Origin of the sequence: Paenibacillus campinasensis (genome assembly GCF_002272015.1) — a bacterium.
In the GTDB taxonomy this organism is placed as follows: domain Bacteria; phylum Bacillota; class Bacilli; order Paenibacillales; family Paenibacillaceae; genus Paenibacillus_AQ; species Paenibacillus_AQ campinasensis.
Genome location: NZ_NPBY01000031.1, coordinates 19,390 through 45,033 on the forward strand (window position 1 = coordinate 19,390; position 25,644 = coordinate 45,033).

At 54.1% G+C, this 25,644-nt stretch carries 27 protein-coding genes; 12 read left to right on the forward strand and 15 right to left on the reverse strand.

Going from position 1 to position 25,644, the window contains the following annotated elements; translation table 11 throughout:
- Positions 1–23 precede the first annotated feature (23 nt).
- Positions 24–242 carry a hypothetical protein gene (locus tag CHH67_RS10540; RefSeq protein WP_095265140.1) on the forward strand — a complete coding sequence of 73 codons (219 nt, stop codon included), beginning with the start codon at positions 24–26 and terminating at the stop codon, positions 240–242.
- Positions 239–535 carry a spore coat protein gene (locus CHH67_RS10545; protein ID WP_095265141.1) on the forward strand — a complete coding sequence of 99 codons (297 nt, stop codon included), beginning with the start codon at positions 239–241 and terminating at the stop codon, positions 533–535. Before CHH67_RS10540 ends, CHH67_RS10545 begins: the two co-directional genes overlap by 4 nt.
- A gap of 67 nt (positions 536–602) precedes the next feature.
- On the opposite strand, the gene CHH67_RS10550 is transcribed toward CHH67_RS10545, so the two are convergent.
- Positions 603–1,109, reverse strand: a complete 507-nt coding sequence (locus CHH67_RS10550; protein WP_095265142.1) for a DUF3231 family protein — start codon at positions 1,107–1,109, stop codon at positions 603–605.
- Between the two features lie 217 nt (positions 1,110–1,326).
- Between CHH67_RS10550 and CHH67_RS10555 the strand changes: the two genes are divergently transcribed.
- The 6 genes from CHH67_RS10555 (at position 1,327) to CHH67_RS10580 (ending at position 7,022) form a co-directional block, all read left to right on the forward strand.
- A complete protein-coding gene (locus CHH67_RS10555) occupies positions 1,327–2,181 on the forward strand; it encodes a manganese catalase family protein (RefSeq protein ID WP_095265143.1) in 855 nt (284 codons plus the stop codon).
- A 355-nt stretch (positions 2,182–2,536) separates the two neighbouring features.
- Positions 2,537–3,565, forward strand: a complete 1,029-nt coding sequence (locus CHH67_RS10560; protein ID WP_095265144.1) for an agmatine deiminase family protein — start codon at positions 2,537–2,539, stop codon at positions 3,563–3,565.
- Positions 3,566–3,616: 51 nt separating this feature from the next.
- On the forward strand, positions 3,617–4,492 hold the full coding sequence (aguB, locus tag CHH67_RS10565; protein WP_095265145.1) for an N-carbamoylputrescine amidase: 876 nt from the start codon (positions 3,617–3,619) through the stop codon (positions 4,490–4,492).
- 227 nt (positions 4,493–4,719) lie between these two features.
- Positions 4,720–5,547: a basic amino acid ABC transporter substrate-binding protein gene (locus CHH67_RS10570; protein ID WP_095265174.1), complete on the forward strand. Its 828-nt coding sequence runs from the start codon at positions 4,720–4,722 to the stop codon at positions 5,545–5,547.
- A 94-nt stretch (positions 5,548–5,641) separates the two neighbouring features.
- On the forward strand, positions 5,642–6,289 hold the full coding sequence (locus CHH67_RS10575; RefSeq protein WP_095265146.1) for an amino acid ABC transporter permease: 648 nt from the start codon (positions 5,642–5,644) through the stop codon (positions 6,287–6,289).
- Positions 6,290–6,299: 10 nt separating this feature from the next.
- The gene (locus CHH67_RS10580; RefSeq protein ID WP_095265175.1) at positions 6,300–7,022 is read left to right on the forward strand and encodes an amino acid ABC transporter ATP-binding protein; all 723 of its coding nucleotides are present in this window, start codon (positions 6,300–6,302) and stop codon (positions 7,020–7,022) included.
- A gap of 123 nt (positions 7,023–7,145) precedes the next feature.
- On the opposite strand, the gene CHH67_RS10585 is transcribed toward CHH67_RS10580, so the two are convergent.
- On the reverse strand, positions 7,146–8,672 hold the full coding sequence (locus CHH67_RS10585) for a malate:quinone oxidoreductase (RefSeq protein ID WP_095265147.1): 1,527 nt from the start codon (positions 8,670–8,672) through the stop codon (positions 7,146–7,148).
- A gap of 201 nt (positions 8,673–8,873) precedes the next feature.
- On the reverse strand, positions 8,874–9,134 hold the full coding sequence (locus tag CHH67_RS10590) for a hypothetical protein (RefSeq protein WP_144029255.1): 261 nt from the start codon (positions 9,132–9,134) through the stop codon (positions 8,874–8,876).
- A 121-nt stretch (positions 9,135–9,255) separates the two neighbouring features.
- On the opposite strand from CHH67_RS10590, the gene CHH67_RS10595 reads away from it, so the two are divergent.
- Complete coding sequence (locus CHH67_RS10595) at positions 9,256–10,029, forward strand: arginase family protein (RefSeq protein WP_179292094.1); 774 nt, start codon at positions 9,256–9,258, stop codon at positions 10,027–10,029.
- 239 nt (positions 10,030–10,268) lie between these two features.
- Here the strand turns inward: CHH67_RS10595 and thiO are convergent, their stop codons facing one another.
- The 7 genes from thiO to CHH67_RS10630 all read right to left on the reverse strand — a co-directional run bounded on the left by thiO (position 10,269) and on the right by CHH67_RS10630 (position 15,760).
- Positions 10,269–11,444: a glycine oxidase ThiO gene (gene thiO / locus CHH67_RS10600; protein ID WP_095265150.1), complete on the reverse strand. Its 1,176-nt coding sequence runs from the start codon at positions 11,442–11,444 to the stop codon at positions 10,269–10,271.
- A gap of 189 nt (positions 11,445–11,633) precedes the next feature.
- Positions 11,634–12,413, reverse strand: coding sequence for a thiazole synthase (locus CHH67_RS10605; protein WP_095265151.1), 780 nt, complete (start codon positions 12,411–12,413; stop codon positions 11,634–11,636).
- Positions 12,414–12,417: 4 nt separating this feature from the next.
- The gene (gene thiS, locus CHH67_RS10610) at positions 12,418–12,621 is read right to left on the reverse strand and encodes a sulfur carrier protein ThiS (RefSeq protein WP_095265152.1); all 204 of its coding nucleotides are present in this window, start codon (positions 12,619–12,621) and stop codon (positions 12,418–12,420) included.
- Positions 12,612–13,250 (reverse strand): thiamine phosphate synthase, encoded by a 639-nt coding sequence (thiE, locus tag CHH67_RS10615; RefSeq protein WP_095265153.1) that lies wholly within the window; start codon positions 13,248–13,250, stop codon positions 12,612–12,614. The genes thiS and thiE overlap by 10 nt, the downstream gene beginning before the upstream one ends.
- Positions 13,251–13,278: 28 nt before the next feature.
- Complete coding sequence (locus tag CHH67_RS10620) at positions 13,279–14,307, reverse strand: ThiF family adenylyltransferase (RefSeq protein WP_095265154.1); 1,029 nt, start codon at positions 14,305–14,307, stop codon at positions 13,279–13,281.
- 369 nt (positions 14,308–14,676) lie between these two features.
- Complete coding sequence (locus CHH67_RS10625) at positions 14,677–15,138, reverse strand: DUF2269 family protein (RefSeq protein ID WP_095265155.1); 462 nt, start codon at positions 15,136–15,138, stop codon at positions 14,677–14,679.
- A gap of 16 nt (positions 15,139–15,154) precedes the next feature.
- Complete coding sequence (locus tag CHH67_RS10630) at positions 15,155–15,760, reverse strand: TetR/AcrR family transcriptional regulator (RefSeq protein WP_095265156.1); 606 nt, start codon at positions 15,758–15,760, stop codon at positions 15,155–15,157.
- Positions 15,761–15,933: 173 nt separating this feature from the next.
- Here CHH67_RS10630 and CHH67_RS10635 point away from each other — a divergent pair, with 173 nt between their 5' ends.
- Entirely contained in the window at positions 15,934–16,416 is a 483-nt protein-coding gene (locus tag CHH67_RS10635; protein ID WP_095265157.1) for a DUF4188 domain-containing protein, read from the forward strand.
- Between the two features lie 292 nt (positions 16,417–16,708).
- Here the strand turns inward: CHH67_RS10635 and CHH67_RS10640 are convergent, their stop codons facing one another.
- From CHH67_RS10640 to CHH67_RS10650, 3 genes are all read right to left on the reverse strand, one after another.
- The gene (locus tag CHH67_RS10640) at positions 16,709–18,550 is read right to left on the reverse strand and encodes an SLC13 family permease (protein ID WP_095265158.1); all 1,842 of its coding nucleotides are present in this window, start codon (positions 18,548–18,550) and stop codon (positions 16,709–16,711) included.
- Positions 18,551–18,678: 128 nt separating this feature from the next.
- The gene (locus tag CHH67_RS10645; RefSeq protein ID WP_179292095.1) at positions 18,679–20,523 is read right to left on the reverse strand and encodes a YhgE/Pip domain-containing protein; all 1,845 of its coding nucleotides are present in this window, start codon (positions 20,521–20,523) and stop codon (positions 18,679–18,681) included.
- Entirely contained in the window at positions 20,520–22,571 is a 2,052-nt protein-coding gene (locus CHH67_RS10650) for an efflux RND transporter permease subunit (RefSeq protein WP_095265160.1), read from the reverse strand. The genes CHH67_RS10645 and CHH67_RS10650 overlap by 4 nt, the downstream gene beginning before the upstream one ends.
- A gap of 155 nt (positions 22,572–22,726) precedes the next feature.
- Between CHH67_RS10650 and CHH67_RS10655 the strand changes: the two genes are divergently transcribed.
- Positions 22,727–23,290, forward strand: coding sequence for a TetR/AcrR family transcriptional regulator (locus CHH67_RS10655; RefSeq protein ID WP_230875791.1), 564 nt, complete (start codon positions 22,727–22,729; stop codon positions 23,288–23,290).
- 146 nt (positions 23,291–23,436) lie between these two features.
- Here the strand turns inward: CHH67_RS10655 and CHH67_RS10660 are convergent, their stop codons facing one another.
- Positions 23,437–24,174, reverse strand: a complete 738-nt coding sequence (locus CHH67_RS10660) for an SDR family oxidoreductase (RefSeq protein ID WP_095265161.1) — start codon at positions 24,172–24,174, stop codon at positions 23,437–23,439.
- A 4-nt stretch (positions 24,175–24,178) separates the two neighbouring features.
- Entirely contained in the window at positions 24,179–24,460 is a 282-nt protein-coding gene (locus CHH67_RS10665; RefSeq protein ID WP_095265162.1) for an Atu4866 domain-containing protein, read from the reverse strand.
- Between the two features lie 155 nt (positions 24,461–24,615).
- On the opposite strand from CHH67_RS10665, the gene CHH67_RS10670 reads away from it, so the two are divergent.
- Positions 24,616–25,515 carry an AraC family transcriptional regulator gene (locus CHH67_RS10670; protein WP_095265177.1) on the forward strand — a complete coding sequence of 300 codons (900 nt, stop codon included), beginning with the start codon at positions 24,616–24,618 and terminating at the stop codon, positions 25,513–25,515.
- Positions 25,516–25,644: the final 129 nt, after the last annotated feature.

Consider the following 25,644-nt stretch of genomic DNA (forward strand, 5'->3'; position numbering starts at 1 on the left):
TAACTTTAGGAGGGAGAACGCAAATGAATACAGCCGACTACGGTTTGCATGAGACACTGGAGGTGCATGAACTGGCAGCCTTCAAGACGCTCTGCATGACCAAAGCCAAAGCGATGAAGCTGCTCGTGTCTGACCCTGAGCTGAAGCAAATTTTACTGGATGACGTTGAGATATCTACTAGGCAGCTCCAGGAGCTTAGCCATATTTTAGCCAACTCGGACATAAGGGAGATGAGATCGTGAATCCAATTATTGAGCGCATTATGGGGCTGGATAAACTGACGGACGAGATGGTGGCCATGGATTTTCTCATTAGCGCCAAAACCGGGGTCCGAAACTATGCGATGGCTGTAACTGAATGCGCCAGCCCGGAGATCAAGTCCATTCTGATCCAGCAGCTGGAGGAAGCGGTGGACACCCATGAGAAAATCATCGGCTACATGATGGAACGCGGCTTCTACAAGCCTTATGAGATGAATGAACAGATTGAGCGGGATCTGACCAATATTCAAACCGCTTTGAACATTCCATCATGAACCCATAGCAAAGAGGCTCTGCATACGATCTGCGGAGCCTCTTTGCTATTTGGATATGTTAGCCTGGTTATTCCGGTTGTTTAGCAACCAGCGGCGGCGGCACCAGCCACCCCTTCTCCTTGTTCATACGCAGAACACGAAGTCCCAGTGCTGTTTTGGTCACATGATACTTCGCAAACAGAGCTCCTACATCCTCCCTAATGCTAAGCCCCATCGTCTTGCTGCAGGAGACAAGACCCAGTGCATTATCCGCCGCCAGCTTGGCTGCGATCTCCGGATCGGTGAACCGGGCTCCTGGAGGGATGTCCTCCAGCTCTGCAGCTGGGCGTTCCGCCAGCATAGGCGACGGAGAGATTCCGTTATCCGTCAGCAGCTCGTCGCATTCCTTCACTTCCAGCCTGGCTTGATCCAGAAAATCCTGAATGAGCTTTTTCAGCTCCTTGTCCCCAGCATGATACATGTACGCTTCGTAACATGAAATGCTTCCTTTTGCCATCATGGACGCTTCCCATATGCTGAATACTTCACCGTAATGCAAAGGCTCGTCCTTCGGGTTGCCGCTTAATATTCCCATACTGTCCAGCTCCTTTAATCATGGTGTTGAAACAATGCCATTATGCGCTGAAATCGTCCATTTCATGCTTCCTGGCCGAAGATGATTGCATCCCCTTCATGGAGACTAACCGGCACAACGCATGGAAATGATTGCTTGCAATCAGACCGCATAGAACCGGCGTTAGCGAATAAAACTGAAGATGACTCACCATCCCAGGAAATCGGAGGCAAACGATATGTACTTTTACAAGGAAGACCTGATCAATATCATTGTGCCGGACAAGCCGGACCCGGCGGCCGCCAAAGTGTTGCAGGAGACGCTCGGGGGAAGATTCGGAGAAATGCGGACGATGATGCAATTCTTCTTCCAGAGCAACAACTTTCGGGGCAAGGCAACGCAATTCCGCGATTTGATCCGCGGTGTGTTCCTGGAAGAAATCAGCCATGTGGAGCTGGTACAGCATACGATCAACCAGTTGCTGACGGGATCTGGAGCAGAAGGCGTTGGCGACGCTGGCGCTGACGGCGCTCCGCTAGATGAAGCCGTGAAGCATGCGAACCCCCACCATTATATTATGGGCGCGCAAAGCTCCCTGCCGGTTGATGCAGCCGGAAACCCGTGGAACGGCAACTATGTGTACGATCACGGGAATCTCGTAGCCAATCTGATGGACAATCTTGTGCTGGAATCCACGGGCGTGCTTCAGAAATCAAGAATTTATGAGATGAGCACCAATAAAACGTTCCGGGAAACCCTTGCTTTTCTGATCGTTCGCGACAATGCCCATCAAAATGCGTTTGCCAAGGCGCTGGAAACGCTCGGTGTGGAATGGGGCAAACTGTTCCCGGTACCGAATTACGATATTCACAAGTATCCGGAATGTCAGAAATACGTCGATATGGGCTTCCATAATGCCCAATTCAATTTCCGTCTGGACAACACGCGCATCGGCGAAATATTCAGCGGCCAGACGCCGAGCAGAAACGGCGGCAGTCTGCAGGTCACCCAGCCTCCGGAAGGGTTCCCGCTGCCTATGATGCCGGAGATGCCTAATGAACACAGCCCAGGCCTGCACGATCTGAACGCTTGATACAAGTTTACACCTCATCAATGCCGCCCTGTTATTAACAAGGCGGTATTGTTGTTGTTCGAAAGGTTATATCCAATTCAGGCTCATAGTCAGACTGGAAACGGGACACAGTAAGGAACAAGCGGTATCCACGAGCAGACATTGCCCTGACCCCCTCCTTGAGTCGGACCAATATTAAGTTTCTATGCCGCTGGACTTAAACTCGAACAGATGACCCTGCCTGACGGCATGATCTTTCGAAGAATCCCGCTGAATTTATCGTTTGAGACAGTCGACATCTTATTGTATTATGGTTAGGGAGACCGGCCGGGTGCCGGTCCTTCAAATTTTAAATAAAGTGAGTCGAGGACACGAGATGAATCCGAGTGCGTTAAATTATAGAATGCCGCCCGAATGGGCAGAGCATGAACGAACCCTGATTTCCTGGCCGGTGCAGGAATCAATGACTTTTCCGGAGGATTATGAAACGGTATGCAACGGCTATGCCGAGGTGATCAAGGCGATCGCTGAGTTCGAGCCGGTCACCGTTCTGGTCGATCCTCAGGAAGTGAAGAAAGTATCGCTTATGCTGGGTGAGGACAACATTGAGCTGCTTCCCCTGGAACACAGTGACGCCTGGCTGCGCGACAACGGCCCGACCTTCGTGAAGAACGAATCAGGCGAGCTGGCGGGTGTGAACTGGAAATTCAACGCATGGGGCGAGAAATATGCGCCGTGGGATTTGGACAACGCGGTGCCTACAGCGCTGCTGAAGCATTATGGCGTCAAGCAGTTCGATGCTCCGCTCATCTTGGAGGGTGGCTCCATTCATGTTGATGGTGACGGGACGCTGCTCTCGACAGAGGAATGCCTGCTGAACCGGAATCGGAACGCGGATCTAAGCCGGGAGCAAATCGAAGAATTGGTACAAGCCTATACCGGTACCGAGAAGGTCATTTGGCTAAAGCGCGGACTGGATGGGGACGAGACCGATGGTCATATTGACAACATCGCCTGCTTCGCGGCACCGGGGAAAGTCATTCTCCAAGTGTGCGAAGATCCGAAGGATGAGAACTACGCCATCACGCAGGAAAATCTGCAGATTCTGGAGCAGGCACGCGATGCGCGCGGACGCGCCCTTGAAATTGTGAAGCTCCAGCAGCCGCCGAAGGCCTTTTACAAGGAGAGCCGCCTGACGCTTAGCTACCTGAATTTCTATTTCGTGAATGGCGGAATCATCCTGCCGGTATTCGGGGGCGCTGCTGCTGAAACCGACCGTCTGGCGGTCGAGACGCTTCAGGCTGTATTCCCGGATCGCCGAATTCGCACGATCGACGGCATGGCCATCATCGGTGAGGGCGGAAACGTGCACTGCATCACCCAGCAAATGCCGGCAAGATCGTAACAGCAGCTGACGAGCTAATGTAGGGATAAACGATACAAGGAGGGGAACCGCTTGAGAAAAGTAAAGGTTGCAGCGACACAAATGAGCTGCTCGGGCAGCATCGAAGAGAATATCGCCAAGGCGGATAAGCTCGTTCGGGAAGCGGCCCGGCAGGGTGCGCAAATTATTTTGCTTCAGGAATTGTTCGAAACCCCGTATTTCTGCCAGAAGGAGAAGTCGGATTATTATACGTATGCTACAGAGCTTGAGCATAACAAAGCGGTGAATCATTTCCGTCAGGTGGCCAAGGAACTGAAGGTCGTGCTGCCGATCAGCTTCTACGAGAAGAAGAACTATGCCCGTTATAACTCGCTGGCCGTTATCGATGCCGATGGCGAAGTGCTCGGTCACTATCGCAAGAGCCACATCCCCGATGGTCCGGGCTATGAAGAGAAGTTCTATTTCAACCCCGGCGACACCGGATTCCAGGTGTGGAAAACCCGTTACGGCAAAATCGGCGTAGGCATCTGCTGGGACCAATGGTATCCGGAAGCCGCCCGCGTCATGGCGCTGATGGGCGCTGAACTGCTGCTTTATCCGACCGCGATCGGATCAGAGCCGCAGGATACGAGCATCGATTCCAAGGATCACTGGCAGACCTGCATGCTGGGCCATGCAGCAGCCAACCTGATTCCCGTCATCGCCTCCAACCGGATTGGCCGCGAGGAAGATGAGGATTCTGCCATTGACTTCTACGGTTCTTCCTTCATCGCTGGACCGCAAGGGAATAAAATCGTCGAAGCTGGACGGACCGAGGAGACGGTGCTGACCGCCGAGTTCGATCTGGATGAGCTGGAGACGATGCGGATCGAATGGGGAGTATTCCGCGACCGACGTCCTGAGCTGTACAAGCGAATCATTACTTATGATGGGGAGACCACCCTGTAACAGACATTTATTGAAGCAGCAAGCGATGAGCGGTGCAACGTTGAACAACGTCGTGCCGCTTTTTTTCATGGTCAAAGGGTTGGGATGGCGGTTCCTTCCACATGTGCATTCCTTCACATGTTAGATTACCTCACGCAGTTCAGAAAAGTTAATTGTCACACTGACCTGATTCTGCTAAAATCTCTTTAAGATGTTATCCATAAAAATAGGGGGATTCTTACATGAACATGAAGAAATGGGGTTTGTTCCTCATCTCCGCCATATTGACCGTGTCGATTGTCGGCTGCGGATCGAATTCGAACGGCAGCGGCGAAGGTGCGCAAGGCGGCGCCTCAGAGGGAGAACAAGTGATTAAGTTCGCGACCGACGCGAACTATGCACCGATGGAGTACATGGACAAAGACAAGATCGTTGGCTTTGACATTGATTTTCTGGCTGCGGTCATGGAAGAGGCAGGCCTTCCGTATGAAGTTGCCAATACCGGCTGGGATACGATGCTAGCCAGTGTGAGACAGGGTACCGAGTATCAGGCAGGCATCTCTTCCGTATCGATTACGGAGGACCGCAAGGCAAGCTATGATTATACGATCCCTTATTTTGAATCCACGAACATGATCATGGTGAAGGAAGGCAGCGACATCCAGAGCGCGCTTGATCTGGAAGGCAAGAAGGTCGCCGTTCAGGGCGGCACCACGGCCGACATTATCGTCAGCGAGCTGTTCGGACAGAACAACCCGAATATCAGCCGCTTCGACAGCAACACCGTCGCGCTGATGGAGCTGGACAAAGGCGGCGCTGACGCCGTAGTCGCTGACAACGCCATCGTGGGCGAGTACATCAAGAACAACCCGACCAAGCATTTCATCGGCATTACCGATGTCGAGAACTTCGGTTCGGAGTTCTATGCCATCCTCCTGCCGAAGGGCAGCGAGCTCAAGGCCAAGCTTGACCCAGCGATCAAAACGGTGATCGAAAACGGCAAATATGCCGAGATTTATGAGAAGTGGTTCGGTGAAACACCGGACATTACGGTACTTCAGGAAGCGGCCGAGTAAGCAGCGGCCGGCTTTCGCAATAAGCACTGAAAGAGCATGCGTACGCATCACACCACGCATGCTCTTTTATTGACAGAAAGGAAGAGCGAATAGCATGGATTTCAGATTCGACATTATTATCGACTACATGCCGCTGATCCTCCGGGGAACGATGCTGACGATCGGAATCTCGATCCTCTCGATCATTCTCGGCTCCATCCTTGGACTTGGAATCGGATTCGGAAAGATGTCAAGCCGCTGGTACATCAGATGGCCTTTTCAAAGTTATATTAATTTCTTCCGGGGCACCCCGCTGTTTGTTCAGATCTTTATCGTCCATTTCGGGGTAATTCCGGCGATTATTGGACGCACCGATCCTTTCATAGCAGCCATAACCGCCCTCTCGCTCAACTCGGCTGCCTATACGGCAGAGATCTATCGTGCCGGGATTCAGTCCATTGATAAAGGGCAACGGGAGGCCGCTCAGTCGCTGGGCATGACGAATGTTCAAGCGATGCGATATGTCATTCTGCCCCAGGCCATCAAACGAATGATTCCGGCCTTCGGGAATGAGTTCATCGTGCTGATCAAGGACTCCTCTCTGGTGGCCGTCATCGCGGCGCAGGAGCTCATGTACTGGAGCCAGGCGATGTCCGGGCAGTATTACCGCATTTGGGAGCCTTACCTGACCGCGGCCCTGGTCTATTTCATCCTGACTTATAGCCTCAGCAAGCTGCTGAACTATATCGAAAGGAGAATGTAGCATGCAGCCTATCATCGAAGTGAAGAAGCTGAGCAAGTCCTTCGGTTCGGTTACGGTGCTAAGCGAGATCGATGCCCGCATCATGCCCCAGGAGGTTGTCGTTGTGATCGGGCCGTCCGGCTCGGGCAAATCGACCTTTCTGCGCTGTCTCAATCTGCTTGAGGTACCCGAGCACGGTGACATAAGCATCGAAGGCCAGTCGCTGATGGACAAGAACACCAACATCACTGAAATGCGCGCCGAAGTCGGTATGGTATTCCAGCAGTTCAACCTGTTTCCGCACATGAAGGTCTTGGATAACATTACACTTGCTCCGCTCCGGGTTCGGAAGTGGGCGCCGGACAAGGCCAGAGCGAAGGCGATGGAGCTGCTCCGCAAGGTCGGCCTGGAGGACAAGGCGAATATGTATCCTGCCTCTCTGTCTGGCGGTCAGGCGCAGCGCGTGGCCATTGCCCGTGCGCTGGCGATGGAGCCGAAGGTGATGCTGTTTGACGAGCCAACGTCGGCGCTTGATCCCGAGATGGTCGGCGAAGTGCTGACGGTCATGCAGGATCTCGCCCGGGAAGGCATGACGATGGTGGTCGTCACGCATGAGATGGGCTTCGCCCGTGAAGTCGGAGACCGCGTCATCTTCATGGAGGGCGGAAGCATTGTGGAGGAAGGGCCGCCTGATCAGCTGTTCTCCAACCCGCAGCAGGAACGCACCCGTTCCTTTCTGTCAAAAGTGCTATAAGTATCTTGTCCCGAGTATCGCCATCATCCAGCATGAAGCTGATATGCAAAAAAAAAAAAAAGAGGTTCGATTGCTCCATGACGAGCATAATCGAACCTCTTTCATGTTATTCACAGATAATTCTTATGCAAGCGCAGATGTCTTGTCTCCGTGACCCGACGCGCCATTGCCGTTCGTTAATCCCAGCGTCCGCGATGTCTCTGCCTGGATCTCCCGAAGCAGCGCAGGCTCTTGCAGTAAGGAGGTGCCGTATGCAGGAATCATCTCTCTCAGCTTCGGCTCCCATGCCTTGATATGCTGCGGGAAGCACTTGGAGATTACCTCCAGCATGACCGACACGGCGGTCGATGCGCCCGGCGAGGCGCCGAGCAGTGCAGCAATCGAACCATCGGCAGCGCTGATCACTTCCGTCCCGAATTGCAGGGTTCCTCTCCCGGAAGCTGTATCTTTGATGATCTGAACGCGCTGGCCAGCCACCACAAGCTCCCAGTCCTCGCCCTTGGCATTAGGGACGAACTCGCGCAGCGCTTCGAGGCGCTGCTCCTTGGACAGCATCAGCTGCCCGATCAAATATTTGGTGAGCTGGAAGTTCTTCGCACCCGCAGCCAGCATCGTCACCAGATTATGCGGCTTCACCGAGGTGATTAGATCAAATATCGAGCCGTACTTCAGAAACTTCGGCGAGAAGCCAGCGAATGGCCCGAAGAACAGCGACTCTTTGTTGTTAATGACGCGGGTATCCAAATGCGGAACCGACATCGGCGGAGCGCCTACTGCCGCTTTTCCGTACACTTTGGCATGATGCTGGGCCACAACCTCCGGATTGTGACATACCATGAACAGCCCGCTCACCGGAAATCCTCCGATACCCTTGCCTTCCGGAATGCCCGATTTCTGCAGCAAATGCAGGCTGCCGCCTCCGCCGCCGATAAAGACGAACTTTGCTGCATGACGGCGAACGGCGCCGCTGGCAAGATCCCGCACCTTAAGTTCCCATAAACCTTCGCTATTTCGCTTAATATCATCAACTTGATGATTGAAATGCATACCGACATTGTTCTTCTGCAGATGATCAAATAGTAAACGTGTTAAAGCGCCAAAGTTGACATCGGTGCCTGATTCAATCCGTGTAGCCGCAATCGGCTGATCCACGATCCGGTCCTTCATCATCAGCGGAACCCACTGCTTCAGCAGATCCGGATTATCCGAGTATTCCATGCCCTCGAACAGAGGATTAACCGAAAGCGCTTCAAATCTTTTCTTCAGAAAAGCGACATTCGACTCCCCCTGAACAAAGCTCATGTGAGGCACTGGCATAATAAAATCCTTCGGATTGGATATGACGCCGCTGTTGACGAGATAAGCCCAGAACTGCTTGGAGAACTGAAACTCTTCATTCACTTGAATCGCTTTGCTAATATTGATAGACCCGTCTGGCTGTTCCACGGTGTAGTTCAGCTCACACAGCGAAGAATGCCCGGTTCCGGCATTGTTCCATTCGTTGGAACTTTCCTCCCCTGCGGCCGAGCGCCTCTCAAATACGGTGATGTCCCATTCGGGTACTAATTGTTTCAGCAGTGATCCCAAAGTTGCGCTCATAATGCCCGCACCAATTAAAATTACGTCGGTTTTCGTTTGTCGGTTGTCCATATTTACCGTCCCTCTACCCTACGATTTTGCAGGAAGGATGAAAGGCGCTCCTGCTCAGACGCCACAATAAGCCAGGGCGCGCTTGCATAGCATGCCACACCCTTCGGATCCAAGATGTCCTATTCCTAGTGTATCACTATTATTTGTAGATTTTAATATCATATTTATCTAAATTTTTTATAGATTGGATAGGCGCATGACTTATAACCGAATCATTGGAATAGGGCAGGCCCACGAACCATCAACGACGGCGCCCGTGTTCCCGCCCTTTGGGGTAAATTCCACAAAATCATGGACGACCATTTCATCATAGTCCGACTTGCCTGCCTCTATCCTGACCAGCATGACCGACATCTCCGGCTGCTCCCCACTGGTGAACTGGAGCGGCGAGAGGAAGCGATATTGGGCATGAGCCTCCGGGAACATCCGCTCCGTCGCTGCTTCCTCTGCAGTGATGAACACAGTCGTGTGACCTTGTACATGAGAAACGGCAAAATTTTATGATAAACTTAATCATGGCAGCGCTCATCCTTAACGATTCGGAATGAACATGAAGTCTTATTTCTGTAAGGAGATGATGATCATGGGACTTCTACATCATGATGTGACGGTGCTTGATTTTGATCATGTGTACGAGCAGCAGCCTGCTCTAACGGAGCGGGCCGACGCGTGGATTGATTTGTCCAATATCGAGGCCACCAATCTGTTCTGCACCCAAGAAGCGATGGAAGAGATCCGCCGCAGGCTGGCGGCCCGGAAGACGAGCGGGATTACCTACATCGGCAGCGGCAACTATCATTATGTGTCTTATGCCCTGCTCAGCGAGATTGACCGCCCGTTCACCCTCGTCTTATTCGACAATCATACCGATGCCAAGCGTTCGGATCAGCTTCCGGGAATGTTGACATGCGGCTCATGGGTAGCAGAAGCGATGGCCCATCTTCCCTCGATGCGGCAGGTCGTCTGGGTAGGCGTCCGCTCTGACCCGTTTCCATCCTGTTCTGGCAATCGTTCCAGAACCGTGCTGCTACCTGAATTGAAACATCCCGAGCAGCTGCTGTCCGCCGTTGGCACGAACGATATATATATCAGCATCGACAAGGATGTGCTGGATGAAGCTGATGCAGTCACCAACTGGGATCATGGCAAAATGCGCCTGAAACAGCTGATTGTGGCACTGCACACACTCATCATGAGCAAGAACGTGGTCGGCATCGACGTATGTGGAGAACTGAAAACCTCCCCCGCAGATGAATGGAAATACGCGGAGAAGCAGCGTCTGAATGAACAAGCCAATCTCGCGATCCTCGAAGCCGGCATGTTCCAGCAGAAGACAGACTATAAGCATATAAGCTAGCCATTAAGAGTCCGAAGCACCGGTGTCTGGCCATGGAATGATCCGAATAAACCGCCAAGGTCTGTTCCGACCGCTGCCGGCCTTCCCGGTCCATCTTTCTAGTCATCATCGACGTTCCGCTCGATACATACAGAGCCAGAAGCCGTGCCGCTTCGGGCTGGCTTATCACTGATGATCGCCTCATGGCCGGACCACCACGGCCAAAGCAGACAACAGCAAAAGGAGCTGTCCCTAACTAACTAGGGGCAGCTCCTTCTCATTGCGTGGGCAGCACCAGCAGCATCCACCCGGGTGACCGCCGTCCCGAATCGGTCGGGACGGAACGCCTGCTGCCATGCCGGGAGGGGCTTGCCCTCGGCACAATCCGCAGCCAGCATCGCCGTCACGGGACTGAGCAGTATGCCGTTGCGGTAATGCCCTGCCGCCAGCAGCACCCGATCCGCATGCGGCAGGCGGCCGATCAGCGGCTGGCCATCCAGCGTCGACGGCCTCAGCCCTGCCCAGCGGTGAAACGGCTTCAGCCCTTCAAGCACGGGCACCACCTTATGGTTCCACTGCATCAGACGGCGGATACCGCGCTCAGTCACGCTGGAATCGAAGCCCGCGATATCTTCAGACGCGCCGCACACCAGTGTACCGTTTCCTTTCTGCACCATATACCCTTGGCTGCAAAAAACCATATGGTTCAGCGGCGTCCTGTTCTCACCCCAGGCGTAAGCACAGATCTGGCCCCGGATCGGCTGCACAGGAATCCGGACGCCGAGCAAGTCCGACATCGCGCCCGCCCAGGCTCCGGTACAGACAAGCAGCTGATCTCCTGTGAAAGCACGACCACTGCGGGCCCGAACCTCGATCCGATCCTTCCACTCGACCAGATCCAGAGCATCCAGATGCTCATGAATGCGAACCCCTTCCTGCAAGCAGGCTGCCTTCAGCGCTTTGACGAAATCCGGAGCATAAATATGGTGTTCCTCCGGCGTCAGGAGCGCGGCTATCGCCTTGCGGGACAGTCCCGGCTCCGCGTCAAACAGTTCCTGGTCCTGCAAAACAACCGCGCTCGAGCCGTAGTCCCGCTGCCAGTTCATTCGGCTTTCGAGCGCCAGCAGGTCCGCTTCATGATAGGCAACATACAGGCTGCCGCACGCGGTATACTCAAAGTCCATTCCGGTCAGCTCCCGAATCTGCTGCTGCCAGGCCGGATACAGCTGCAAGCTTTCCCTGCAGAGCATAAAGAACGCATCCGGAGCTTCCAGATTCTCCGAATATGGCGCCAGCATGCCGGCCGCTGCGCCCGACGCCTGCCCGCCGCAGGAGGCCGTTTCCAGCAGGCGCACTTCTGCGCCGCGCCGGCGCAGCTCCAGCGCGCAGGACAACCCGATAATTCCGCCGCCCATGACGATGATCGTGTCGTTCATCTTCTCAGCTCCTTTTTTCTATCCCCTGTAGTCGGGAATTTCCCCCGCCACTGTACGGTGCCCCGGCCACCAAAGCTACCCTATCGCAGGAGTTACCCGGCAGGCATCACCCCCACCGCCTCTCCATTACGACCGTTGAAGCCCATCAGCAGCCGGATGATTCCCTTTCGCTGCGCGGAGTGAGCGGCTTTATTTAACGATCAGTGACGCCATGCCGCTGCTTGCGGATGCATACCGCTTCTTCGGCATCCGGCCGGACACGTACGCTAATCGGCCCGCCTCAATCGCCATCCTCATCGCTTTCGCCATGCCTACAGGATCCTTCGCTTTGGCCACTGGCGTATTCATCAGAACGGCGGACGCGCCCAGCTCCATAGCAAGGGAAGCATCGCTGGCCGTCCCCAGACCGGCATCAATGATGACCGGCACCCCAGCCTCCTCCACAATCAAACCGATGTTATACGGATTCAGAATCCCGAGCCCGGTGCCAATCGGAGCGCCGCCCGGCATAATCGCCGCTGCGCCGGCCTCTTCCAGCTTCCTGCAAATGATCGGGTCATCCGAAATATAGGGAAGAACCGTGAATCCTTCACGAACCAGAATCTCCGTCGCCCGCAGCGTCTCAATCGGATCTGGCAGCAGTGTCCGCTCACTTGCGCTGATCTCCACCTTTACCCAGTCGCTCAGCCCTGACGCTCTGGCGAGACGGGCAATTCGTACAGCTTCATCCGCCGTCCGGGCTCCGGACGTATTCGGAAGAAAGATAAATGCGCCAGGCTCGATATGCTGAAGAATGGAATCATCCTCGACCGCATCCAGATTGACTCTGCGAATAGCGAAGGTCAGCACTTCTGCGCCAGAGGCGGAAATGGCTTCCTGCTGCACGAGCGGGCTCGGGAACAGGCCGGTTCCTAGAAAGAAGCGGGACGACATCTCATGCTTCCCGATCCGCCAAGTATCTGCACTCATCTGCTCAACCCCCTCCTACAAAATGAACCAGTTCAATTTTCATCCCTGGCATGACTGCAAAAGCCGGCCACTGCTCCGCCACCAGCACTTCGCCATCCACCTCGGCCACCACCGGCTTGCCGGAGAGCCCCAGCTTGTCGATCACTTCAGCGAGTGTACGTGACTCCAGCTGAAGCTCCCGCTTGCTGCCGTTAATGATCAGCTCCATTCCCTCATCCCCTCGCTTTTTAGCTTCTCGATGAACGCCCTGCATGTGCCCGTAACATCATCACTGCCGACAATTTCGCTGATCGCGCAGACACGCCGTGCTCCCGCACGGATCACCTCATCCACATTGCTCAGCTTGATGCCGCCAATGGCCACGAAGGGAATCGAGATGTTCTCCGCCACTTCGGTAATATAGGATAAGCCAACCGGGCTGACAGCGTCCGCCTTGGTCTTCGTCGCATAGACCGGACCGGCTCCAATGTAATCGGCTCCCTGCTGCTCTGCCAGCCTCGCTTCCTCTAGCGCATGGGTCGAGATGCCGATGATTTTGCCCCCGACACGCCGCCGGGCCTCTTCAATCGGCATATCTCCCTGTCCAAGATGAATTCCGTCTGCGTCCACTTCCAGCGCCAGCTCGACATCATCATTCACGATGTACGGTATTCCGTATTTGCGTGTTAACACCCGCAGCGCCTTCGCCTTATGCAACATCTCGGCCTTGCTGCTTGTCTTGTCCCGGAACTGTACAATATCCGCCCCGCCCAAGATCGCTTCCTCCATCACTTCCACCAGATCTCTACCTGGATGGAAGTTCTCGCCGGTAATGGCGTACAAGCTAAAATCAACCATGTCTAGATACCCTCCTTGCTCATATTCATCAGCTTCCGATATAACGGGCCACAAGCGTCTTCGCCCTGGCCGGGTCGTCCGTGCCCTGAACGAGCAGCCGCCCATCTGCAAACAGCACCAGCCGTTCGCCTTCCGGCAGCGTCGCCCGGAGCAGATAATCATTCACCTTCGTGTTCCGCACAGCCGGACTCAGGCGCTGATGCCACAGCGCAAGGTCAAACGGCTCATGCCCCGAGATTTGGATAGAATCCCGGCCGCACAGTGACAGCAGCGTCGCTTCCTCCTCCCGGAGCGCCGGATACTGCTTAAGTCCGCAGCAAGGACAGGCTTCCCTCGGCTTGCCAAGCTTCATCGCATAATACTGGTTATGCCATATATCCAGTGTCAGCAGGCTGTCCCTTCTCGCCTCCGCGGCTCCGCTCAAGTACTTCAGCGCCTCCACCGCCTGATAAGAAGCCACAATATCGACAATCGGCGAGATGACTCCAACCGTGTCACAGGTCTGCCCACCGGCGTCCGCCGACTGGATGAAGCAGCGCAGACATGGCGTTACCCCCGGGATGAACACAGCGCTCATCCCGCGCGAGCTCACCGCCCCGCCATACACGAACGGAACGCGCTTCGAGAAACAAGCATCATTCAGCAGAAAACGGGTCTGGAAATTATCCGTTCCGTCCAGCACCAGATCCACATCCTGAATCAGTTCAAGCACGTTCGCTGGCGTCACGTCCGTGAATACCGCTTCCAGCTCAATTTCTGAATTTATACGCTGCAGCTTGTTCCGGGCTGCCACCACTTTCGGCAGCGCCTCGGCCGCATCCGCTTCATCAAACAGCATCTGTCTCTGCAGATTGCTTGGTTCTACATAATCCCGGTCCACCATTCGAACGCGTCCGACGCCGGAACGAACCATATGATTAGCCAGCACCGTGCCGAGCGCGCCCATCCCTATAATGCAAACCGTGCTTTCCAGAAGCTTCCGCTGGCCCTCCTCGCCAATCGGAGCGAACAGCATCTGTCTGGAATAACGCTCCTTCAGTCCACTTTCCTTCCCCATAAGTCGGATCACTCCCGCATCTATCAAAATTCCTGATCACAGTTCGACGTTCGATCCAGAGAACGACACTGGATTGGCGGGCCAACTTAGCCCCGTTCTCCCCCGAATATGCAAAAAACCATTCGAGAATACACGAATGGCTTATAACAATTCGAACGATATTCTCTACGCCAGCATTACCTGGATCAGATTAACGGTCCCGAGCACAAGGCTCTGATCTCAGCCGGACTTCATCCAGCACCCGCATTCTATTCAGTTTGGAACTAGCATAACGAATCATGGCCATTTTGGCAACTGGCATTCGGGGGGACAAGCCTGCTCAGCATGATGCACACCCGAGACCCCTCCACCGAGCGTCACCCCCTAAACCTAAAACCCTTTCATCACCATCAAGTAAAGAATGACTAACGGTAATAAAGTGGCGGCCGTCCCATATATCGCCCATAAACGGGATGCCCGCTTATATTCCGCAGAGATTACACCGCTCTTGGCACTCTCGCTGCTCAGCCGGATCATTGTGCGCTGGAGCGGAATGAGCACAGCCAGCCAGATCACTCCGGTCACGGCAAACAGGCCTAGTGAAAGCGTAAGCCAGTTCAGACCCGACCATGAGAAGCCTGATACGCCGGCCATCACCCCGCCAGATAAGATAATCAGGGCAAGGCCCGGTATCGTAAACACATAGTCCGCCAACATGACTTGCTTGGCCGTGTGATGAATCACATGCGGATTCCCGGTCTGATCGGCCTTGATTTTCCAAAATGCCGCAGTCACCACATTTCCGACCATGAAGAGGACACCAATCAAGTGTACGATTAACCACATTCCCATAATACGCTCATCCTTTCTATTTCCCCTCTTTCGGAGGGTTCAACATACTGGTCATCCACGCGGTGATATCATGCGCTTTGAAGACCGCCTCTGTACCCGGGATGCTGGAGCGGATCCGGAGACCGAGCGTCATCAGCGTAAACATCTCTGCCGTTTTGTCCGCCTCGACCGATTCAGGAATAACACCGTAGCGCTGTCCTGTCTCGATCCACAGCCTGGACAGATACACCGACCGATCGTAATACAGTTTCAAGGCCTCCCCAACGACAGGGTCCTTTTCCTTGCCAAGCAAATACAGCAGCACCTTGTTGGTCACGTTAAGCGGATTCTCATATTGGATAATGCTTTCCGCGATCTGCTGCATCGGCTCCTCAAAGCGGCGGTGCCCTTGCTCAATCTCGCTCATGAAACGCTGGTTTGTTTCCTCAAGCCCTTCTTGCAGCAGCCATACAAAGATCTCGTCCTTGCTTTTCACATAATGAAAAATCGCTCCCTTGGACAGGCCGGACCGGCCCACGATGTCCTGCATCGTAATGGAATTACAACCCTTTTCTTCAATCAGCGCCCGGGTCGCCTCCATTAAACGTCTCGTCGTCTGTTGTCTGCGTTCCTCCTGTTTCAATAGGTCCCCTCCCATGCAAAAGTAAGTGATACACTCATTATAAATACCGACCGTTGGTTTGTAAATGATTATGGAGTCATTCATTCAGCATTTTCACAGCCATTCCCGTTCTCCTCCAATATAATGCGTTGTATGATGGAAGCAAATGACTCAAGCTGATTAGAGGAGGTACGATGGGAAATTCTATTTTCACAGGGCCCTATACGACGGACAACAGCGAGGACATCGTAGTATTTATCATTGGTATGCGGATTAACAAGCCGCTGGCTGTTCATAAGTGGCTGCCTGTGTTTCACGCTATGCCCGGCATGATTCGCGAGCTGTATACCCACAAGGAGGAGCTGGGCTTCTTATCCATGGAGAGTTATTTTGGGCTGCGTACCACGGCGATGATCCAGTACTGGCGTTCGGTGGATGATCTGATTGCCTATGCCCATAACAAGAAGCACATGGCTGCATGGGAGAATTTCAATAAGCATGTCGGCCATAACCCTGCCGTCGGCGTATATCATGAAACGTATCAGCTGCAGGGCGGTGCTTATGAAGCGATGTACAGAAACATGCCGAAGTACGGTCTCGGAAAAGCGATGCCGCACATCCCGGTGACCCCCAAGAACAATTCCGCCCGAAAAAGACTGGGCTCGCATCAGCCATAAGAGAAAAGACGGAATCGCCAAGTCATATAAGGCATGCGTCCGGCTGGTACACCAAGCTTTATGCCTTAGCAATAAGCAAGCCTTATGCTGCGGCTCACCCACAATGTCCCTTCTCGGTAGCCGGTCACCCCCGCGGCCATCTGGCAATCACCGGGCAGCATGGCCCACTTGGCCATGTCCAATCATCTTCGTGGGTATATGAAAAAACCCCTCTTGCGAGGGGTCTACCGAAATATATAATGCCTGAAAATCACGACTAATCACAACTATTAACGCCTGGAAATCATGCCTTTTAAAACGGGAAAAACAACGGCAGCACCGTAATCATCACTACAGCGACGATCACCTGCAGCGGTAAGCCCACTTTGACAAAATCCATGAAGGCATAACGTCCTGCCGACATCACCAAGGCATTCGGCGGTGTGGAGAACGGAACCGCAAAGCACATGCTGGCTCCGATGGCCACCGCGAACAGGAACGCATACGGGCTGACCCCGAGCTCCACTGCGGAAGCCAGCGCGATCGGTGCCACAAGCACGGCACACGCCGTATTGCTGATGAAGAGCGTCAGCAGCGATGTTAGAGCATAGATTCCCGCGAGCATAACATGCGGGCCGAAGCTTCCCAGCATGTCCACAAGTCCATTGGATAACAGGCCGGCTGCCCCCGTCTTCTCAATCGCAATGGATACAGGAAGCATGCCGCCAATCAATACGATGCTTTCCCAGTTCATCGTTTTGTAGGCATCCTCCATGCTGCGAAGACAGCCGAACAGCACCATCAGGACGGCGCAGATCATGACCGAGGCTACCGCCGGAATCACATCAATAATGAGCAGGCCGACCATGAGCAGCATAATGCCGGCGGCAATCGGCGCTTTATGGTCAAGCGTTACCTTCCGCGCCTCCTCAGCAGGCTGTCCGACAACAACGACATCTGTCTCCTCGGCCAGCAGCGCGATATCCTTCCACGCTCCCTGGACCAGCATCGCATCTCCGTAACGCATCCGCTCATCCTTCAGATGATGCAGGATGACCTCGTCCTTGCGCCGGATCCCCAGTATGTTCAGCCGGAATTTCTCCCGAAATCCTGATTCGGCCACCCGCTTGTGAATGAGCGTTGAGGAGGGAGCAAGCAACACCTCTGCTATCCCGATATCCCCAGTGGTGAGCGCAGCTTCTGCAGCTTGATGGTCGAGAAGCATCAGCCCGCAATCCTCGGCCAGCACCTTTACATCTTCAAAGGCGCCATGAACATACAGAATATCCCCTTCCTGCAGCTCCGTCTCCGAAGTGGCCACTTCCTGCGGAATCGTCTTGAAGAACTGATTCTTCATGGACATCCTGCGCCGGACTTCGATGATATTCACATGATACCGTTCCGACAACCGCAGTTCCTTTAACCTTTTTGAGCATAGTGGCGAATCGGCATTCACCTGCACGCGATACAGATTCTGCCCCAGCCGATATTCCGCCGCAATCGCCTTCGTGGAGCGAGCCTCCGATCGCTGCGTCAGCCCATCCTCCTGCCTCGGCAGCCACCTGCGCAGAAACAGCATGCAGATGATCCCGACGGCAAGGGCGAGCAGACCGATCGGCGTGAAGGAGAAGAAGCGCAGCCCTTCGAATCCTCCGGCCACCAGCACATCCTGTATGACAAGATTGGGCGGTGTCCCGATCAAGGTGAGCGCTCCCCCCATGCTGCTGGCGAACGCAAGCGGCATCAGCAGCCGAGCCGGATTGACGCCGGCGCTCATCGCCATGCTGACCACAATAGGCATCATGACCGCAATCGTTCCCGTGTTGCTGATGAATGTGCCCATAAAGCCTGTCGCCAACATTATGACAATGAGCAGCCGGGTCTCGCTCGTCCCCGCCAGCTGGAGTAGCTTGCCGCTGATCAGCTTGGCGAGTCCAGTCTGAAAGATTCCCCCGCCGACCACGAACAGGCCGGCCATCATGATCACCACGGTGCTGGAGAAGCCCGACAGCGCCTCGGTTGGGGTTAAGATTCCGAACAGCATCAGCGCAATCAACGCGCCGATCGCCACCATGTCCGAGCGCACCTTGCCGGATATAAACAAGACCGATGCCAGCACCAGCACCGACAACGTAATGACAATATCGATATTCAATGATGTCGGCTCCCCTTCTGTTTATGAGTCAGTTCTCATCTCTATCTCTAGTATCTACAAGCATTATAGCATTGTCGGGCTGGTGCCACTATGCGGGATGTCTCTCAAATCCAATCTATTCTAGCGAGCTAGAACCAACCTTTGAACAGATTGGCGAAGCGGTCCCAGAAGCCCGCCTTGGCCTCTTCCGGAGCCTCTGTCTCTTCAACCTCCGGAATCTTGATCCCTTCGGTCTTGAACACAAACTGAACCGTGTTGATCGTCGTATTCTTCGGCGATACATAGGAGACCGGCTCAAAGTCCGATTTGTCGAACTCGGCCATCATCCGGTCAGCCTCGTCCTTCATCTGATCCGGCAGATCCTTCGTGGAAGCATAGAGCTCGTCGGTGCCGTCATGCAGCTTGCCTATGCCGTTCTCAAACTCAGCGGTGCCCTCGGACAGCGCGCCTAGGCCGCTGTGCATCTCTTCATAAGAACTGGACAGCTGGCTGATGCCCCCGGTGTACTCGACCAGTCCGGCATGAAACTCCTTATAATTCGTAGACAGGAGCTTGATTCCTTCCTGCAGCTGGACGAATGAAGCTGCGGCAGCATCTGCCTCGCCCTGCGAAGCGGCCAGCCCTTGGGACATCGCATCCAATTGATTGGCCATCTCGGCCAGGGAAGCGCGCACTTGTCCCAGCACGCCATCAACCGCATCAAGGCCTGCCTTCACTGCCGAGTAAGTCCCCTTCGCGGTCTGGGCGGCCGCATACGTCTCAACCAGCCGCTCGACAACCGCAGGGTCTGCCCCGCTGCCGTACAGCTGCTGAATGTCCGCTTCCGATATCGCCTGTTCCGGAATCGCCGCCATGGCCGACTGCAAGGCGGTATGCGCCTTCGCATAATTCTCTTGCAAAGTACCGAGCCCCGTGGCGGTCTCTCTAAGCCCGCCGGCAATCTGGGAAAGCCCGGTCACAAGCTGATTCAGGTCCCCGAGACCGGATTCGTCCATCCCTCCGTCCAGGGATGCATGCAATGTATCGAGCGCTTGAGCGATGCTGCCGGACGCATTCACCAGCTCGGATGAGGAGTGATGAATCGTGGAAATGCCGTTCTTGTATTCCTCTGAGCCGCTGTGGAGTTCCTTCATGCCATCGTTTAATTCATGGACCCCGTTCAGCAACTCCCCGACGCCTTCATGCACTTCGCCGATGGCGTTCGTCAATGCGCCCATATCCTCCGTCATCCCATCCAGATCCGGCGCGTCGATCGACATGGAGGAAGGAATGGCGGTGATATCAATCCCGTCCAGCTCAAACCCGGCTGCATCCGCCTCGACAAGCAGATTCGCATGCTTCTCGGGCATGACGGTGAAGGTCACTTGCTGATTCTTCCCTGCGTTGGCTATGACACCGTCAGGTGCCTGGATACTGCGGAAAATCTTCGTATCGAGCGAGAGTGACACCTGCAGCAAGTAATTCTGGAAAAATACCTCGTCCACTTCCTCGTTCGACGATGTCTCAATCTTAATTTGCACGTGGCCCTCTGCGCCGGCGAGATCCTCAGGGGCAATCTCCTTCCCGTCCAACAGATAAGACACGGAAATATTCCAAGGCAATGCCGCATCGTTCATATTCCCCTGATAATAGAACTTCCCCTTCGGTGCGGCCACTTCGACCGCATCGCCTGTTTGCTCCAGGGGGGACATGTCAGTCAAATTTTTCAGGCTGGTGTACGTGCCGTAATCTGTAATTGTCCCCGCTTGTTCAACGTCCAGAACGTTGACAACATATATTTCTTGCTTATCGCCGGTTGCCCCCAGCCTTGCATAAACCACTTCATCCTTGGCGGAGACAACCCCCGCCCCTTGCACTACCTCTTCACTGGATGTGCTGCTATTGCTGTTCTGTGAAGCTGTCACAAGAAAAGACGGAAGCAGTAGAATGACAGCAGCGAAGACTAGCAGAACCCTTTGTATACTCTTCATCATCTTTTCTCCTTATAGAAATTTGCTTTCCAGGTCGTTGTGGCAATCAACTTATCAAACACTGCGAGACATGCCGGCAGGAAGAAAATAACCATAATAAAGGCAAGCAGTGCGCCTCTTCCCAGCAGCAGTCCAATCGAGCCTACAATCGGGTTGGAGGAGGTGATCCACAATATGAACCCGACACTCGACAGAATCGAAGCGGAAATCGCAATCGCAAATATTTTCTCATCCAGCGTCTTCTTGATCGCTTCGCGAACCGTCAGCTCCTGCCGGTGCTCCCGGTACGCATCCATAAGCAGAATCGCATAGTCTACGGTTGCCGCCAGCTGAATGATGCTAATCAGCAGATACCCTACGTACACCAGCGTTGTATCCGAGAAGTACGGAACCGACAGATTGATCCACACAGCTGACTGAATCGTTAACAGCAGAATCACTGGAATGGAGATCGATTTGAAAGTGATCAGCAGCACCAAGGCAATCGTCAGAAGAGTTAACAGATTGACCTGCCGATTATCCTCCAGCACCGTATTTCTGATATCGTACAAGGTCACGCTTTCCCCGACCAGATGTACATCCTCGGAATAATAAGAAGCCGCCGTTTCCTGCACCTTCTCAATCAAGCCGAAGGCCTCCTCGCCCTCATTCTTCGTATCGGTCTGGAGGATGATCCGGCTGTAATGCTCGGAATAAAACTGCTCCGTGATCGAAGCGTCCAGATACTCTGGAGGAATCGCGGCACTGACGGTGTTGACGTATGCCAGCACGCTCGTGACATGCTGAATGCCCTCCAGATCCCGCACCAGCTCCTCTTCCTTGGCAACATCCCCCTTAGGAACCAGCAGCACCATCGGTGTGCTTTCCCCGAAATGAGCCTTGATCTGGGCTATATCCTTGCCCGCTCTTGTCGTTTCGGGCTGATCGCCAATGCCATAAGTGAACGTGGTCTGCGCCTGTGCGAGAAATGCCGGCACCACCAGCAGAAGAACGACAAGCAGGCTGCCAACCCTGACCTTCACCACGGCTTTGCCTACATTTTTAATGGCTGGAATGAACGGTTTGTGCTGGGTCTTGTCAATCCATTTGTAGAAGAGCAGCGTCAATGCAGGCAGGAACACCATGACGCTAATGAAGCTGAGCAGAATTCCTTTGACCAGATTAATGCCCAGGTCCGAACCGATTTCAAACTTCATGAACGACAGTGCAATGAACCCGAAGAAGGTCGTCGATGCACTGGCCGCAATCGCCGAGAAGGAGCTTTTCATCGCGAGCCGCATCGCTTCCTGCGGATCCGCTACCTTCTTCCGGTAGTCAGAGAAGCTGTGCAGCAGGAAGATCGCATAATCGAGCGACACCGCCAGCTGCAGTATCGGGGCGACCGACTGGGTGATAAACGAGACTTCCCCCAGGAACAGGTTCGTGCCCATATTAATGAGAATCGAGACACCTATTGCCGTTAAAAAGAGCAGCGGTTCCACCCATGATGTGGTGGAGATCACCAGAATGATGATAATGATCGGAACGAGCAGCGCGGCTGCGAACAGCGATTCCGAACCTGCCATCTTCTGCTGTGTGGCCGTGTTCACCGATTCCCCTGCCATGGCGTTATCCTCGCCGATCAGGCTGTATATGGCGTCGGTAACCGCCACTTCATCCCCATCCCGGATGCTGAACATATACAAGGCTGTTCCGTCCCTGTAATACGTTCTTACTGTCTCTTCATCCGCCATTTCAATCGGCGTCTTCAGATCGAACGCATCATCAAGCCAGGTTACATCCGATACGCCGTCGATCGCCGCAAGCTCCTCCTTGAACGCAAGCGCCTCTTGGAGCGTGACATCATGGATCATCACACGATTGGAAGGAACACTCCCTTCGAATTCCTTCTCCATCGTGTCCATCGCAGCTGTGGACGGAGCACCTTCGGGCAAATAGTCCTTCATATCGTAATTGACCGATACCCCGAACTGTGCGAAGATGCAGATCACCGTAAGTATAGCGAATACGATCGCAACGGCTTTTTTATACTTGAGAATTCTTGCTGCCATACTTATTCTAATGCACCCTCTCTTGCCCATTATTCATCTACACGCTATCATTATATCGACACGGTGTTGCTTACTCAACATACAGTTCATTAGAATCCGTAAGTTACCCGACACAATCGGGAATTATGTTGGATAAACGGAAGAAGGAGCTCGATATGGCTGCATTAGACCGGCGTAAAAAATACACACGGATGGTGCTTAGAGACAGCTTGATCCAGCTATTGAAGGAAAGACCACTATCCTCCATTACCGTGAAGGACATTTGCGAACTGGCCGATATCAACCGTTCTACCTTTTATGCTCATTATGCCGATCAATATGATCTGCTGGAGCAAATTGAGGAAGAAATTATAAAGGATTTGGCCGGATATCTGAACCAGTTCCAGTATGAGAATGAACAGGATGCCCTTCCCGTGCTTGAAAACTTGTTGGAGTACTTTGCTTCCAAGCGAGACACCTGCCAAACGCTGCTTAACGAGAGAATGGATTCTTCCTTCCAGCTAAAGGTCATGACGTTTGCCCATCAATACTTTATGGAGCACTGGTCTGCCGTGAAGCATCTTGACGAGGATCTGTCCGAATACATGAGCACATTCGTTATTAGCGGATGCATCCATGTGATGAAGGCTTGGCTCAGCAATGACATGGACAAGTCCCCGCGGGAAATCGCGGAAATTCTGTATCATCTGATTAATAAAGGGCTGTTCGGAAAGGAATGATGCGAGCCTAATCCGAATCTCCCCAACTTGGCATATACAGATAGCCCCAAAAAAAGCCCAGCCTCACGGCTGGGCTTCGTCTACGCTGGCATATGCGGCAGACAGTACGCATTTCCCGCCGCTTAGGCAGCGGACAGCTTAAGGCGTTATGCCCGCTGCGCGGCAGGCCGCACAACAAGTTCATTCACATCCACATCCGCGGGCTGTTCAATCGCATAGGCGATCGCACCTGCGATGGCTGAGGCCGGGATCGCATGTCGGCGGTACTCCTTCATCAGCGCGGCAGCTCCCGCATCCGATATACTGTCCGCCAGCTCGGACTCCGTAACACCAGGCGACACAAGCGTCACGCGAATGCCCGGACCGGCTTCGAGGCGAAGCCCCTCGGTGATCGCACGCACCGCGTACTTCGTTGCACAATAAACCGCCGCGGTCGGCGATACCTCATATGCGCCAATGGAAGCGATGTTCACGATCTGGCCGGTTCCTTGAGCCTTCATAACAGGCAGCACTGCGGCTATACCGTGAAGGACTCCACGAATGTTCACGTCGATCATGCGGTTCCACTCATCAATTTTCAACGCTTCTAGCGGAGACAATGGCATCACTCCCGCGTTGTTCACAAGCACATCGACCCGCCCATACTGCTTACGGGCCAGCGCGACGATGGCCTCCATCTGCTTGGGATCGGTCACATCAAGCGCCTGATGCACCGCCGAGCCGCCGTCCGCCTCAATAGCGGATACCAGCGCCTTCAGTCGCTCTGTCCGCCGAGCCCCCAGCACGACATGGGCACCGCGGCTGGCGAGCAGACGCGCGGTCGCTTCCCCAATTCCGCTGCTCGCCCCTGTAATGATGATCACTTTATCCTTTATAGGCAACATGGTCTTATGCCTCCTCATTCTCATGTCGTTCTTCGCGATAGAGCACCATGCCGGCGTGATACAGAACACCCTCCCGAAAATCCCCGTCGGCCGTAAAGCCCGTATCATCCACATACTCGATATGGTCCCCGTCTATCGTGTAGCGGCCCTGATAAGCGCTTTGGCGGGTGCCGCGCGCTTCGTCATAGCGTCCGTTCGGCAGCAATTCATGCCGTATGAATCCGTCTCTAGTGACCCACATGCCGACATACGGATGCGGGTACGGATGATGATCGTGATTGCCCATTCTTCCCTCTCCCTTCACCTCATACATCACTTACACACTCATTATGACGCCTGCAGGAAGGCCAGCGGTAGCCGGATATTACACCCCGTTTGCCTAATCTTCCGGAAATTCATACAATGGTAGGAGTAGACTAACAGGAACGGAGGGCATGAATGATGGTTGATAAACTGCCGGGCCCAAGTGCGGAGCTCGTTGAAGCGATGAAGCGATACGCAGCTGCCGACGGCACCCATGAAACCACAATCCCGTCGTTGCGGATCATCCGGTCTTCGCAGGTGTCGGAGCCTGTGCACTCTGTATACGAACCATCGCTCTGCATCGTAGCCCAGGGCGCCAAGATCGCGATGCTGGGGGAGGAGAGCTACCGCTACGACCCGTCCAGTTATTTGACGGCTTCAGTTCATCTGCCGATTGTCGGACAAGTGATTGAGGCCTCCCCGGAAGCCCCTTATCTATGCCTCCAACTACAGCTGGATCGTCGCGGATTACTGGATGTCATCCAAACGGCTGGATTATCGGCGCCCGCCGAACCCGGGGCCCGGCGTGGCCTGGTCATCAGCCGGATGAACGATGGGCTGAACGACGCGGTTATAAGGCTTGTCCGGTTGCTCGATGCCCCGCAGGATATCCCGGTTCTTGCCCCGATGATCATCCGCGAGATCATCTACCGCATCCTTCAGAGCGACCAAGGCGGCAGCATGAGGCAGTTTGCTCTTATCGGCAGTCATGCTCAGCGCATCGCGAGCGTTCTCGAACAGCTTAACCGAAACTTCGCGAAGCGGCTATGCATCGACGACCTGGCTGCAGAAGCGGCCATGAGCAAGTCGTCGTTCTATGAAGTTTTCAACGAAGTGACAGGCATGAGCCCGCTCCGATACCAGAAACAGCTGCGCCTGCAAGAGGCGCGCCGCCTGCTTCTCTCTTCCTCGATGGACGCTTCTGATGCTGCCTTCGAAGTCGGGTATGAAAGCCCCTCCCAATTCAGCCGCGAGTATGCCCGCATGTACGGCCAGCCGCCAATTCGGGACATTCGCCGCTTGCGGGATTCCCTTTAGACCGGCCTCTATCTACGTGATAAGGACTACCACCAGAACATGTCGCATCAGCTACAAGAGAGGTTCCGCTTATGGTTATAGTTGAAATACGACTATATATGTAACAATCTATGAAACTCCTTAACAAAC

What these genes read in the sequence shown, in the direction of transcription:
- CHH67_RS10540 (WP_095265140.1), top strand. Translation starts at nt 24, where the DNA reads ATGAATACAGCCGACTACGGTTTGCATGAGACACTGGAGGTGCATGAA.
- CHH67_RS10550 (WP_095265142.1), bottom strand. Translation starts at nt 1,109, where the DNA reads ATGGGAATATTAAGCGGCAACCCGAAGGACGAGCCTTTGCATTACGGT.
- CHH67_RS10555 (WP_095265143.1), top strand. Translation starts at nt 1,327, where the DNA reads ATGTACTTTTACAAGGAAGACCTGATCAATATCATTGTGCCGGACAAG.
- CHH67_RS10560 (WP_095265144.1), top strand. Translation starts at nt 2,537, where the DNA reads ATGAATCCGAGTGCGTTAAATTATAGAATGCCGCCCGAATGGGCAGAG.
- CHH67_RS10570 (WP_095265174.1), top strand. Translation starts at nt 4,720, where the DNA reads ATGAAGAAATGGGGTTTGTTCCTCATCTCCGCCATATTGACCGTGTCG.
- CHH67_RS10575 (WP_095265146.1), top strand. Translation starts at nt 5,642, where the DNA reads ATGGATTTCAGATTCGACATTATTATCGACTACATGCCGCTGATCCTC.
- CHH67_RS10585 (WP_095265147.1), bottom strand. Translation starts at nt 8,672, where the DNA reads ATGGACAACCGACAAACGAAAACCGACGTAATTTTAATTGGTGCGGGC.
- CHH67_RS10595 (WP_179292094.1), top strand. Translation starts at nt 9,256, where the DNA reads ATGGGACTTCTACATCATGATGTGACGGTGCTTGATTTTGATCATGTG.
- thiO (WP_095265150.1), bottom strand. Translation starts at nt 11,444, where the DNA reads ATGAACGACACGATCATCGTCATGGGCGGCGGAATTATCGGGTTGTCC.
- CHH67_RS10605 (WP_095265151.1), bottom strand. Translation starts at nt 12,413, where the DNA reads ATGAGTGCAGATACTTGGCGGATCGGGAAGCATGAGATGTCGTCCCGC.
- thiS (WP_095265152.1), bottom strand. Translation starts at nt 12,621, where the DNA reads ATGGAGCTGATCATTAACGGCAGCAAGCGGGAGCTTCAGCTGGAGTCA.
- thiE (WP_095265153.1), bottom strand. Translation starts at nt 13,250, where the DNA reads ATGGTTGATTTTAGCTTGTACGCCATTACCGGCGAGAACTTCCATCCA.
- CHH67_RS10620 (WP_095265154.1), bottom strand. Translation starts at nt 14,307, where the DNA reads ATGGGGAAGGAAAGTGGACTGAAGGAGCGTTATTCCAGACAGATGCTG.
- CHH67_RS10625 (WP_095265155.1), bottom strand. Translation starts at nt 15,138, where the DNA reads ATGGGAATGTGGTTAATCGTACACTTGATTGGTGTCCTCTTCATGGTC.
- CHH67_RS10635 (WP_095265157.1), top strand. Translation starts at nt 15,934, where the DNA reads ATGGGAAATTCTATTTTCACAGGGCCCTATACGACGGACAACAGCGAG.
- CHH67_RS10645 (WP_179292095.1), bottom strand. Translation starts at nt 20,523, where the DNA reads ATGATGAAGAGTATACAAAGGGTTCTGCTAGTCTTCGCTGCTGTCATT.
- CHH67_RS10650 (WP_095265160.1), bottom strand. Translation starts at nt 22,571, where the DNA reads ATGGCAGCAAGAATTCTCAAGTATAAAAAAGCCGTTGCGATCGTATTC.
- CHH67_RS10655 (WP_230875791.1), top strand. Translation starts at nt 22,727, where the DNA reads ATGGCTGCATTAGACCGGCGTAAAAAATACACACGGATGGTGCTTAGA.
- CHH67_RS10660 (WP_095265161.1), bottom strand. Translation starts at nt 24,174, where the DNA reads ATGTTGCCTATAAAGGATAAAGTGATCATCATTACAGGGGCGAGCAGC.
- CHH67_RS10665 (WP_095265162.1), bottom strand. Translation starts at nt 24,460, where the DNA reads ATGGGCAATCACGATCATCATCCGTACCCGCATCCGTATGTCGGCATG.
- CHH67_RS10670 (WP_095265177.1), top strand. Translation starts at nt 24,616, where the DNA reads ATGGTTGATAAACTGCCGGGCCCAAGTGCGGAGCTCGTTGAAGCGATG.